The sequence below is a fragment of the Paraburkholderia sp. HP33-1 genome (assembly GCF_021390595.1).
Classification (GTDB): domain Bacteria; phylum Pseudomonadota; class Gammaproteobacteria; order Burkholderiales; family Burkholderiaceae; genus Paraburkholderia.
On record NZ_JAJEJR010000002.1, the window covers coordinates 1,474,027 to 1,485,927 of the forward strand.

Genomic DNA, 11,901 nt, shown 5'->3' on the forward strand with positions numbered 1-11,901 from the left:
CTATTTGAAGCCATGGAAGGATGCGCCCTAGCCCGGCGCCCTCCCCAATACCTGCGAATCCGACGACGACGCCGTCGACGTCTCCTCATGCCCCTGCGCATGCCCCGTCGTCGCAACCGCACCGTTACCACCGAGCCGCCCTATCGACTTCGCATGCCGCTCGATCAACCGCTGCAGCAGACAGAACGCGCACAGCAGCGCGCCGATCACAATCCGCGTCCACCACGAACTGAGCGTACCGTCGAACGTAATCAGCGTCTGAATCGTGCCGAGAATGCCGACGCCGAACAGCGAGCCGACCACATAACCAACGCCGCCGGTCAGCAGCGTGCCGCCGATCACCGTCGCCGCGATCGCATCGAGCTCCATGCCCTGTCCTTGCAGTCCATAACCCGACAGCACATAGAACGTGAACACCGCCCCGCCGAGCGCCGAACAGAAGCCGCTCAGCGCGTACACGCCGACCCGCGTGCGCGCGACCGGCAACCCCATCAGCAGCGCCGAGCGCGGGTTGCCGCCGACCGCATACACGTTGCGTCCGAAGCGCGTGTAATGCGCGACGTAGATTGCAGCGGCGAGGGTCGCGAGCGCGATCAGCACGTTCGCCGATACCGAGCCGACGCCGAGACTGAGCCGATACGCGGAGATCGCCTTGAATGTGGGATCAGTGATCGTGATCGACTGTATCGTGATCAGGAAGCACAGGCCACGTGCGAAAAACATCCCCGCCAGCGTCACGATGAACGCCTGCAAGCGGAAGTAATGAATGAGCGCTCCCTGCACTGCGCCGAACACGGTGCCCATCAGCAGCACGATCGGAATGATGAGCCATACCGACACATGCATGTGCTCGGACAGCACGGCCTCGACGATCGTCGTCAGCGCGACGATCGAGCCCACCGACAGATCGATGCCGCCCGACACGATCACGAACGTCATCCCGATCGCGACGATCAGCAGGAACGCGTTGTCGACGAGCAGATCGAACAACACCTGCCACGAGAAGAAACCGGTGTACATCACCGAACCAAAGCCGAATAGCGCACAGAACAGCAGGATCGTCACCGCGATCGGCAGCGTGCGCGGGTCGACCACGCGTGCGAGTGCTTCGAGAACGCGCGTCATCGTGCCACCCCACGCGATTTGACGAGCGACGCGCCGAACGACACCGCGAGCGCGCGCGCCGCCGGCGACTGGATCACGCTGACCGCGAGCACGACGGCCGCCTTGACGACGAGCGTCGCCTCCGGCGGCACGCCGATCGAATAGGTCGTGTACGTGAGCGTCTGGATGATCAGCGCGCCGAGTATCGTGCCCGCGAAACTGAAGCGGCCGCCGAGCAGCGACGTGCCGCCGAGCGTCACGGCGAGAATGGCGTCGAGTTCGAGCAGCAGGCCCGCGTTGTTGCCGTCCGCGCTACGCACGTTCGAACTGATCAGGATGCCGGCCAGCGCCGCGGTCAAGCCCGAGAAGCTGTACACCGCGAACACGATCGCCTTCGACCGCAGGCCGACGAGCCGTGTCGCAACCGGGTTCACGCCGATCGCACGGATGAACAGCCCGAGCGCCGTGCCCTCCACCAATGCGGCGGTCGCCAGTACGGCCACCGTCGCGATCCACACCGAGAACGGCACGCCGAGCAAGTAGCCGCCGCCGACGAACAGATAGCCGGGCGCGCCGATCGGGATGATCTGCCCGGCCGTCAGCAGTTGCGCGACGCCGCGCCCCGCGACCATCAGAATCAGCGTCGCGATGATCGGCTGCATGCCGACGAACGCCACCAGCAGCCCGTTCCACATGCCGCTCAATACGCCGACGACGAGCGCCGCCAGCAGTGCCTGCGCAATCAGCCCGCTGCTCGGCACGGCCTGCGTCGCGAGAATCGTCGCGGCCGCGGCGCCCGCGATCGCGACCACCGCGCCGACCGAAATGTCGATGCCCCGCGTCGCGATCACGAGCGTCATGCCGATCGCGACGAGTACGAGCGGCGCCGCGCGATTCAGGATGTCGATCGGCGCGCCGAACAGGTGGCCGTCGAGCACGCGCAGCGCCAGAAAATGCGGATTGACCAGCAGGTTCAATCCGCACAGCAACACGAGCGTCACGCATGGCCACAGCAGCTGACGCTCGGCGCCGTCGCGCGCGAACCAGTTCGATAGCTTCATTCGCCGCTCCCTGCGATGAGTCGGTAGATGTTGTCCTCGTTCGATGCCTTGCCGGCCACCTCGGCGATCTTGCGGCGATCGCGCAGCACCGCCACGCGGTGGCTCACGCGCAGCACTTCACTGATCTCCGACGAGATGAACAGGATGGACAGGCCGTTTGCGCATAGCGCGAGCAACCGGTCCATGATGTCGAACTTCGCGGCGACGTCGATGCCGCGGGTCGGCTCGTCGAGAATCAGCAGTTTTGGATCGGTCGCGAGCCAGCGTGCGAGCAGCGCCTTCTGCTGGTTGCCCCCGGACAGCAACGCGATCGGCTGCTCGGCGTCGGACGCCTTGATACCGAGCCGCTCGATCCATACATCGGCCAATTCACGCGCGCGTTGCCGGCTGATCTTGCGCCACCAGCCGCGCCGCGCCTGCAATGCGAGCACGATGTTCTCGCGGATCGACAATTCACCGACGATACCTTCCTTCTTGCGGTCTTCCGCGCAATAGCCGATGCCGTGGCGCACCGCGTCGTGCGGCGAGCGCAGCCGCACGGCGCGCCCATTGACGAGGATCGTGCCGCTGTCCGCGCGGTCCGCGCCGAACAACAGGCGCGCGGTTTCGGTGCGGCCCGAGCCGAGCAGCCCCGCGAGGCCGAGAATCTTGCCGGACTGCACTTCGAGATCGATCGGCTGCAAGGTGCCGCGCCGGCCGACACCGCGCAGCTCGACGAACGGCCGCGCAGCCGTTGCGTCGCTGGTATCCGCGTGGTCCTGTGCGATCTCCTGCAGGTCGTCGGCGGCCTGCCCTTCACGCGCCGCCTCGCGCAGACGCGCGCTCATGCGCTCGTGGCCGACCATCTTCGCGACCAGTTGATCCGCGGACAGATCGCGCGCGAGATATTCGCCTTCACGTTCGCCGTTGCGCATCACCGTGATGCGATCGGAGATCGCATAGGTCTGCTCGATGAAGTGCGTGACGAACAGGATCGCGATGCCCGATTGCTTAAGATGCCGAAGGATTTTGAAAAGCTGCGCGACTTCGCCGTCGTCGAGGCTCGAGGTCGGTTCGTCGAGAATCAATACGCGTGCGTCAACGGACAATGCTCGCGCAATCGCGACCATCTGTTGCACGGCGATCGGATAGGCGTCGAGCGAACGCGTGACGTCGAGCGACACGTCGAGGCGCGCGAGCGCTTCCTGCGCACGCCGCTTGATGTCGGACCAGTCGATCGTGCCGAAGCGGCGCGGTTGCCGGCCCGCAAAGATGTTCTCCGCGACCGACAGATTCGGGCACAGGTTCACTTCCTGGTACAGCGTGCGCACGCCGGCCGCCTCGGCTTCCTGCGGCGACGCGAAGGCGACCACCTCACCGCCGAGGCGGATCGTGCCGGCATCGGGTTCGAGCACGCCTGTGAGCACGTTGATCAATGTGGATTTGCCGGCGCCGTTCTGGCCCATCAGCGTATGGACCTCGCCGGGAAACAGGCGGAAGTCGACGCGCTGCAGCGCCTTCACGCCCGGAAATGTCTTGCTGACGCCGGAGGTCTCCAGAATGGGTTCGCGCGCGCTCACGCCGGCCTGTGGGCTTGGTGCGCCCGGCGTGCCGCGCTCCGGCTGATTTGCTTCGGTTGCGGAATGGGTCATGGACCTCGCTCGATCGGCTATGCGTGGTTCGGCGGGCTCCAGCGGCATGCTCCTGAAAAGAGACCGCCCGCTGCCGAAGCAGCCCGGGCGGTCAGGCACCACTGGAGAAACCTGTTCGATGCGTCCGTACTGCGCATCTCCTTCGCGCCGTGAGCCTCAGTGGTCGCGGCGACTGAACTGCGGACGCGCCGCCGTGTCAGTACTTACGCGACGGCAGCGTCTGCGCGGCCACGCTCATCGGGAAGACGGTCTCCTGAGTCAGGATGCGCTTCGGCAGCGGCTTGCCGGCCACCACGTCCTTGACCGCCGACATCAGCTGCGGTCCGAGCAGCGGGCTGCACTCGACGTCGACGTTCATCTTGCCCGCGACCATCGCCTGGAAGCCGCCCTTGGTCGCGTCGAACGAAACCACGATGACGTCCTTGCCCGGATGCATGCCGGCTTCTTCCATCGCCTGGATCGCGCCGAGCGCCATGTCGTCGTTATGAGCATAGACGACGTTGATCTTGTTGCCGTAGGTCTTGATGAACGCTTCCATCACCTGCTTGCCGCCGGCGAGCGTGAAGTCGCCGCTTTGCGATGCGATGATCTTGAACTTCGGATCGTTCTTGATCACTTCGATCAGACCAGAGTGACGGTCGTTGGCAGGTGCGGAGCCGACGGTGCCCTGCAGTTCGGCGATATTGATCGGGCCTTTGTCGTCCTTGTAGTGTTCTTCGAGCCATTTGCCGCCGCGCCGTCCTTCTTCGAGGAAGTCCGAGCCGATCATCGTCACGTACAGCGAGGTGTCCTTCACGTCGATGTTGCGGTCGGTCAGGATCACCGGAATCTTCGCGGCCTTAGCTTCGAGCAGTACCGGTTCCCAGCCCGACTCGACGACCGGCGAGAACGCGATCACGTCGACCTTCTGCGCGATATACGAGCGGATCGCCTTGATCTGGTTTTCCTGCTTCTGCTGCGCGTCCGAGAACTTGAGGTTGATACCGGCATCCGCCGCCGCCGACTTCACCGATTCGGTATTCGCGGTGCGCCATGCGCTTTCCGCGCCGACCTGCGCAAAACCGAGCGTAATTTTCTTGTCCTCGGCATGCGCGCCGGGCGTGGCCAGCGTCAGCGCTCCGAGACTCGCGGAAAGCGCGAGCGCGCCCAGAGCGCGACACGCTGCACGTCGTGTATTCGCCATGACAGTCTCCAATCGTTGTTGTGTAGACGACCCAGCGGTCTGCCCGGCCCTAGCGGCCCTTACGGTACCTGGATCGTGATGTAGCGTACTGTGCGACGCGTTAACCGTCCAATCATATGATTCGCGCCCTCGATACCAATTTTGATATAGCGCGGCGCTCAGCGTACGGCTGCTCGCTGCCTCAGGTTGGCGTAACTCTCGGCGTGACCCAGCGAAACGTCAAATTGATGCGCTCGCCGCTCACGCGCGGCTCCTTCGGGACCCGGTGACGCCACTGCGCCTGGGTGTCGCCCTTCATCACGAGCAGGCTGCCGCCCTTCAGCGAAAACGATTGCACGACGCCGCTGCGGTTGTGCCGCAGATCGAACGTGCGCGCGACGCCAAGGCTCACCGACGCGATCACCGGCTGTCGGCCGAGCTCGGGTTCGCGGTCCGCGTGCCAGCCCATGCTGTCGGCGCCGCTGCGGTAACGATTCAGCAGCACGCTGTTAAAGCGAGCGCCACTGGTCGCCTCGACGGCGGCTTTCAATTCCGCGACGGCCGGCGTCCACGCTTGCGGCACGTTGCGGATGCCCGAGTAAACGTACACCGCGTCCGGCTCCCCCTGCCATGCGGTCAGGCGCGGCAGTGCAACACGGCCGGCAGGTGTGCCCATCATGTCCTGGCGCCATTGCACTTCGTCGATCAGACGGGCAAGCAGGTGCTCGGCCGTATCCGGTTCGAGCCAGTCAGGAAACCAGTCGACGTCGGGCGTGGGCAAGTCGTTGAAAAGATCGGTCATCGGAATGTCGGGATGCAAGCGGGCGAGGAAAAACCCTGGCTATTATGGCGACAACGGCACGCCCGCTGATTCACGCGCGTTGCGCTTTCATTCGACGCGACTCGCCGCGTTCCCTCTCTCCTTTCGCACGGACTACTTTCATGACACTTTCCGATCAGGCACTCGCGCAGCTCTTTCGCGACGCGCGTACGCACAACGGCTGGCAGAACAAGCCGATCGACGACGCCGTGCTGCGCCAGCTGACCGAACTCGTACTGCTCGGCCCGACCTCGGCCAATTCGAGCCCGGGGCGCTTCGTGTTCGTCAAGACACCGGAGGGCAAGGAAAAACTGCGCCCGGCGATGTCGGCCGGCAATCTCGACAAAACGATGGCCGCGCCGGTCACGGTGATCGTCGGCATGGACATGGCCTTCTACGAGCATCTGCCCAAGCTCTTTCCTCATGCGGATGCACGCAGCTGGTTCGTCGGCAACGAGCGGTTGATCGCGGACACGGCGTTTCGCAATTCGACGCTGCAGGGCGGCTATATGATTCTCGCCGCGCGTGCGCTCGGTCTCGACACCGGGCCGATGTCCGGCTTCGATGCGGCCAAGGTGGACGAAGCGTTCTTTGCGGGCACGACCGTGAAGTCGAACTTCCTGATCAATCTTGGCTATGGAGATCCGTCGAAGCTGTTTGCGCGCAGCCCGCGTTTTTCGTTCGACGAAGCGGCGCGCATAGTGTGACGGTGCCTGGATGATGGATGGCGCGACGAGTGTCGCGCCGTGCGTTCGATGAAACCGCCTCAGGTCAGCAAGGCGATATAAAACACCACAGTGCCGATCAGCGCGCCGATGAAGCAGAAGCCCTCTTCGGCTTCGTCGCCATTCGAGCGCAGCCACGCGCCGACCGCGCCGAACAAGCCCGCGATGCCGAGCGCGACGCTCACCATCACGACGTCGAATAGCGCGCTTTTGCCGAGTTCGGAAAAATCAATGTCGCGCACGCCGAAGTAGAGGGCAATCGCCATCAGCGAGATTCCGACGAGCGGCAGCATCACATGGCTACCCTCGTATCCGACGTGATGCTCATGATGAACATGATGCACGTCGTGCGCGTGATGCCACAGGTGGTCCGATTTGAGCAGCTTCATGGTGTGCCTCCCCCCGCCCGATCTTTCCCGGCGACAGAACCAGTCGTGGCCGAAGCGTCGCTGCGCTGGCCCGGTAACAAGCTGGCTTGTTTCAAGCATAGCGCAGACACGAATACAACTCAAAGCCCATTTAATTCGCTTGCTTAGGCATTGAAATGCGTGGCGCGTGGCCGATCTGACCATACGGCAAGCATGGATCGCGCCTGCGTCCGCGAACCCCGTCGTGACAAGGTCGGACGCCTTCTGGCGATATGTCGTGCCGTGCGGGAGCACGAATTTTGCGGTCACAGCAACGGACTGAACATGCCGGTACAATAATTCGCCGCGCTGTCGCTGCTGTCGGCCCTTCGGCCCCCTTCCCGCCTCGATCTTCCTTATGCGACGTTCATCGTTTCTTGTCCGCGTCATCCTGATTGGCATCCTGCTGCATATCTACGTCGGCTTGCGGCTGATTCCCGACATGCCGATCGACGCCGCCGGCCGCGGGCTGTGCGTGCTGTGGCTCGTGCTTTCGGTCTACGTGATCCCGATCGGCATGATGGCGCGCGGCTTCAAGCGCCAGCCGCTCGGCGACCGGCTCGCGTGGGTCGGCCTGCTCGCGTTGGGTTTCTTCTCCTCGCTGCTGGTGCTGACGTTCGCGCGCGACTTCGTACTGGTGTCGCTGCTGACGATCGACGCGATCCGGCCGAACACGCTCGCGATCGCGCATTGGCGCATGGACTCGGCGGCGGCGGTGCCGCTGCTCGCGCTGTTGTCGACGCTGATCGGTCTGTTCAACGCGCGCCGTCGCGCGCGCGTCGTGACGATCGAAGTGCCGATCGACGATCTGCCTGCCGCCCTCGAAGGCTTCACGATCGTGCAGATCAGCGACATCCACGTCGGCCCAACGATCAAGGGCGGCTACGTCGATGCGATCGTCGACGCGGTGAACCGGCTGAAGCCGGATCTGATCGCGGTGACGGGCGATGTCGTCGATGGCAGCGTGCCGCAGCTAAGCCGGCATACGCAGCCGCTATCGCGACTCGCCGCGCGGCACGGCGCGTTTCTCGTGACCGGAAATCACGAGTACTACTCCGGCGCGAACTCATGGATCGCCGAATTCCGCCGACTCGGCTTGCGGGTGCTGCTGAACGAACACGTCATCGTCGATCATGACGGTGCGCGCGCCGTGATCGCCGGCGTCACCGACTACTCGGCGGGTCATCACGACCCTGCGCATCGCAGCGACCCGGTCGCAGCGCTCGCGGGCGCGCCGGGCGACGTGCTGATCAGGGTGCTGCTCGCGCACCAGCCACGCTCAGCCGAAGCGGCTGCGGCGGCCGGGTTCACGCTGCAGCTGTCCGGTCATACGCACGGCGGTCAATTCTTTCCGTGGAATTTCTTTGTGCGCCTGCAACAGCCGTTTACCGCAGGGCTCGCACGCCTGAACGGGCTATGGGTCTATACGAGTCGGGGAACAGGCTATTGGGGACCGCCGAAGCGACTCGGTGCGCCTTCGGAAATCACGCGCTTGAGACTCGTTGCGGGACAACAGGATTGAATTCAATATTCGGAGTCCGCATTGATTAATTTGGACTCCCCTGCAATGCGGCTATAGCGAAGTCACGTGCGCGCCACTACCGATTGTGGCTTGACTAAACTTTGCGCAGCCCCCTAAAATTCGCGCAATTCTTTTGACCGGAATCACGATCTTGGACAGTAGCTGTTGTACCTGCCGAGAATCGATTTGCCCGCTCGCCTGAGCGGCAGGATTTCCGCGCCAGTCTTCGCTGTCGCTGTCCTGCCCTCGGGCTCGATGGCGCACGTCGTTCTCATTTCATTCTCATTCGCGTACTGTCGGTGAAGCGCAGCGCGACTCGATGCCATGCCGATGCCGCATGCTTCGGGCTGCGCGCGCGCATCTATCCGCTCTTGCCCGCCCGCATGCTTCTACCGTCCACGAGGTAGACGCCGTGGCGTTCTCACGCGTAGGCTTCTCACTGCGTCAGCACGCACGTCAACCTTTCTGAACGATGACACTCGAATTCTTCCTGCGGCTTTTCACCGCTTTTGCTTGCGGCGTCGCGATTGGCCTCGAACGACAGATACGCCAGCGTACCGCCGGCCTGCGCACCATCACGCTCGTCGCAAGCGGCGCCTGCCTGTTCGTCACGCTTGGCGTATTGACCGGCAACGGCATCAGCGGCATCACGCAGATCGCCGCATATGTGGTGTCCGGCGTCGGCTTTCTCGGCGGCGGCGTCATCATGCGGGACAAAGGCTCGATTCAGGGGATCAACACGGCAGCGACGCTGTGGTGCTCGGCGGCCGTCGGCGTGTTGAGCGGCGCGGGACACTACGGACCGGCGCTCGCGGGCACCGTGGTCGTGCTGCTGACCAACACCGCGCTGCGCGAAGTGAGCCGGATGATCAACTCGACGCCGGTTTCAAACGCCGACCTCGTCCGCGAGTACGTGCTGATGATCGTCTGCCGCGAAGCCGACGAGATCCACATTCGCACCGCGATCTCCAACTCGATGTACTCGGCGCCGCTGTCATTCCAGAGCCTGACGAGCGAAGATGTCGACGACGAGCCGGGCCGCATTCGCGTGACGGCGACGTTGAAGTTGCATCCGAAGGATCAATCGAAGCTCGAACAGATGGCGAGTCGCCTGAGCATGGAAAAGAGCGTGTCCAGCGTCAGTTGGACCGCGCGAGAAGCGGAGCCGACGCCCGAGTGAAACGCGGCACGCAAGTCCCCTCTGTTCGCGCGCATCGTCTACACTTAGCTTGCAGCAGATTCAGATAATGTTAGTTCCGCGTCCTGAACAGGGACTGTCCCATAACCTTCGACTAAGCTCTATCACTGTGATTTTTTCACACTCAACCATGGAGTCTCGAATATGGAACACGGCATCATCGCATGGATCATCATCGGCGCGATTGCGGGCTGGCTCGCGGGTGTGCTGGTCAAGGGCGGCGGTTTCGGCCTGATTGTCGACATCATCGTCGGGATCGTCGGCGCGTTCATCGGCGGCTGGCTCGCCGGCGTGCTGCATATCTCGCTCGGCAGTGGCTGGATCGGCTCGATCATTACCGCGGTGATCGGCGCGGTCATTCTGCTGTTTGTTATCCGACTCGTGCGACGAGGTTCCTGAGCACGGCATCCGATGCATGAAGCGCCAGCGGGTGTGCGCCGCTGGCGCTTTTTTCTTGTCTGATTCTTCTGCTTTTATCACGGCAATTGCGGCCGTCGCGGATCAGGACGGCGGCATCGACCCTGTATCGCGCGCAGCCGCGTATGCCATGCGAACGCCTTCTCGAGGCATTGCGGCGTGTACCCTCCGCAGCGCAATGCATCGCGGTAGTAGTCGCGCAGAAGTTCTGCGATACCCAGGATGCGCGCAATGCTCGATGATCAGCGTGGCACGTTCGCGCGGCGCGAGGCCGCGCAGATCGGCGAGACCCTGCTCGGTCACGACGACGTCCACGTCATGTTCGTTGTGATCGCAATGCGGCACCATCGGCACGATGCTCGAAATGCGGCCGTCCTTGGCGGTCGACTTGCTCGCGAACACCGCGCACGACGCATTGCGCGCAAAGTCACCCGAGCCGCCGATCCCATTCATCATATGCGTGCCGCCCACATGCGTCGAATTGACGTTGCCGTAGATATCGAATTCGAGCGCGGTATTCAGCGCGATCAGACCGGGCCGGCGAATCACTTCGGGATGGTTGCTGACTGCCTGCGGACGCAGCACGAGCCGGTCGCGATATCGCTCGATTTCACCGAATACCTGTGCCTGCCGCGCGGTCGACAACGTGATCGACGCGCCGGACGCGAACGTGACCGTACCGGCATCCATCAGATCGAACGTCGAATCCTGAAGGACTTCTGAATACATCTTAAAGACATCGAAAGGCGAATCGACGAAACCTGCCAGCACCGCGTTGGCGATCGTGCCGATGCCTGCCTGCAGCGTCGGCAACTGCTTGCACATGCGGCCGGCGACCCGGAATCCAGATGTCGTGCAAGCCTTCGAGCGCGAGCGGCTGCGCAAGATTGATTTCGACGATGCCCTTGTCTGCAAGAATCGCGAAGCTCGCCGAATTGCCGACCGACATCGTCGGCACGATGCCGCCGCTCTCCGTGATCGCGGCGGCTTCGATGATCGCGACATCGAGCTTGCCGAACTGGTTCGCACGCAACATCTCGGCCATCTCGGACAGATGCTGATCGACGAACATCACTTCGCCGCGGTTGATCGCGTCGCGCAACGTCTTGTCCACTTGAAACGGCAGACGGCGCGCGAGCACGTGTGCTTCGGTCAGCATGCGATCCACGTCATGACCGAACGAGGCGCCCGTCATCAATGTGATGTGCAGCGCCTCGCTGTGCTGGCACGCACGCTCGGCGAGCGCTACCGGCACGGCCTTCGCGTCGCCCGCGCGCGTTAAGCCGCTTGCGCCGACGCGCATGCCGTCGTGAATCAGGAGCGAGGCGTCGGCGGCCGCGGTGATTTTTTCGCGCAGCGCGGCGCAGCGAATGCGGTCTTCGTACATGAAAGGGAGTCTCTCCATAGTCGCCAGCTCCGTCTACTGGTGCGCACCTCTGCGATGTGCTCCGCTCAATAGGCGGGTGCCGCACCCGTCGCGGCGTCTCGATCGGACGGCATCCCAAACAGGTGTTGGGTCGCGTGACAGGGTCAGCGAGAGGTGTTGCGCGTGATGCAGCCTAGCTGCCGAAATCGATATTGCAGAAGCTCATCGGGCCAACGCACTCGTCGGCTTTCGCTTTCGGTGCTTCCACATGCTTGCGCGCAGCAACGCTACCGGCGCGCTGGCTTTCTGCTTGCGCAACCTGCTGCTCCGACGCGGCCGGCGCCGTTTGTGCATGGGCGGCAGCGGTGGACAAAGAACAGCCAATCAGGACCATCTTCAACACTTTCATCTCATTCTCCGGGACCTTCGACTACTGCGACGATGACTGCGAGGCGGTGACAAAACTATAAGACCGCCACCAACGTGGA

The 11,901-nt window shown here is 63.4% G+C and carries 11 protein-coding genes and 1 pseudogene; 4 read left to right on the forward strand and 8 right to left on the reverse strand.

The genetic code is table 11. The features are described 5' to 3' along the window. Positions 1 to 27: 27 nt before the first annotated feature. From yjfF to L0U81_RS22690, 5 genes are all read right to left on the reverse strand, one after another. A complete protein-coding gene (gene yjfF, locus L0U81_RS22670) occupies positions 28 to 1,125 on the reverse strand; it encodes a galactofuranose ABC transporter, permease protein YjfF (protein WP_233805736.1) in 1,098 nt (365 codons plus the stop codon). Beyond that, entirely contained in the window at positions 1,122 to 2,165 is a 1,044-nt protein-coding gene (locus L0U81_RS22675) for an ABC transporter permease (protein ID WP_233805737.1), read from the reverse strand. The genes yjfF and L0U81_RS22675 overlap by 4 nt, the downstream gene beginning before the upstream one ends. After that, positions 2,162 to 3,796: a sugar ABC transporter ATP-binding protein gene (locus L0U81_RS22680; RefSeq protein WP_233805738.1), complete on the reverse strand. Its 1,635-nt coding sequence runs from the start codon at positions 3,794 to 3,796 to the stop codon at positions 2,162 to 2,164. Before L0U81_RS22680 ends, L0U81_RS22675 begins: the two co-directional genes overlap by 4 nt. A gap of 196 nt (positions 3,797 to 3,992) precedes the next feature. After that, on the reverse strand, positions 3,993 to 4,979 hold the full coding sequence (locus tag L0U81_RS22685) for an ABC transporter substrate-binding protein (RefSeq protein WP_233805739.1): 987 nt from the start codon (positions 4,977 to 4,979) through the stop codon (positions 3,993 to 3,995). A gap of 181 nt (positions 4,980 to 5,160) precedes the next feature. After that, positions 5,161 to 5,760 (reverse strand): alpha-ketoglutarate-dependent dioxygenase AlkB family protein, encoded by a 600-nt coding sequence (locus tag L0U81_RS22690; RefSeq protein ID WP_233805740.1) that lies wholly within the window; start codon positions 5,758 to 5,760, stop codon positions 5,161 to 5,163. A gap of 140 nt (positions 5,761 to 5,900) precedes the next feature. On the opposite strand from L0U81_RS22690, the gene L0U81_RS22695 reads away from it, so the two are divergent. Next, positions 5,901 to 6,485 (forward strand): malonic semialdehyde reductase, encoded by a 585-nt coding sequence (locus tag L0U81_RS22695; RefSeq protein WP_233805741.1) that lies wholly within the window; start codon positions 5,901 to 5,903, stop codon positions 6,483 to 6,485. 59 nt (positions 6,486 to 6,544) lie between these two features. Here L0U81_RS22695 and L0U81_RS22700 read toward each other — a convergent pair whose 3' ends face one another. Then, entirely contained in the window at positions 6,545 to 6,892 is a 348-nt protein-coding gene (locus L0U81_RS22700) for a hypothetical protein (protein ID WP_233805742.1), read from the reverse strand. A 376-nt stretch (positions 6,893 to 7,268) separates the two neighbouring features. On the opposite strand from L0U81_RS22700, the gene L0U81_RS22705 reads away from it, so the two are divergent. The 3 genes from L0U81_RS22705 (at position 7,269) to L0U81_RS22715 (ending at position 10,029) form a co-directional block, all read left to right on the forward strand. Further along, the gene (locus L0U81_RS22705) at positions 7,269 to 8,432 is read left to right on the forward strand and encodes a metallophosphoesterase (protein ID WP_233805743.1); all 1,164 of its coding nucleotides are present in this window, start codon (positions 7,269 to 7,271) and stop codon (positions 8,430 to 8,432) included. Between the two features lie 472 nt (positions 8,433 to 8,904). Beyond that, a complete protein-coding gene (locus L0U81_RS22710; RefSeq protein ID WP_233805744.1) occupies positions 8,905 to 9,612 on the forward strand; it encodes an MgtC/SapB family protein in 708 nt (235 codons plus the stop codon). Between the two features lie 162 nt (positions 9,613 to 9,774). Then, on the forward strand, positions 9,775 to 10,029 hold the full coding sequence (locus tag L0U81_RS22715; protein ID WP_233805745.1) for a GlsB/YeaQ/YmgE family stress response membrane protein: 255 nt from the start codon (positions 9,775 to 9,777) through the stop codon (positions 10,027 to 10,029). 102 nt (positions 10,030 to 10,131) lie between these two features. Here the strand turns inward: L0U81_RS22715 and L0U81_RS22720 are convergent. Together L0U81_RS22720 and L0U81_RS22725 are read right to left on the reverse strand one after the other, a co-directional pair. Next, positions 10,132 to 11,434, reverse strand: a pseudogene (locus tag L0U81_RS22720) (acetyl-CoA hydrolase/transferase C-terminal domain-containing protein). Between the two features lie 172 nt (positions 11,435 to 11,606). Then, positions 11,607 to 11,822, reverse strand: a complete 216-nt coding sequence (locus tag L0U81_RS22725; protein ID WP_233805746.1) for a hypothetical protein — start codon at positions 11,820 to 11,822, stop codon at positions 11,607 to 11,609. Positions 11,823 to 11,901: the final 79 nt, after the last annotated feature.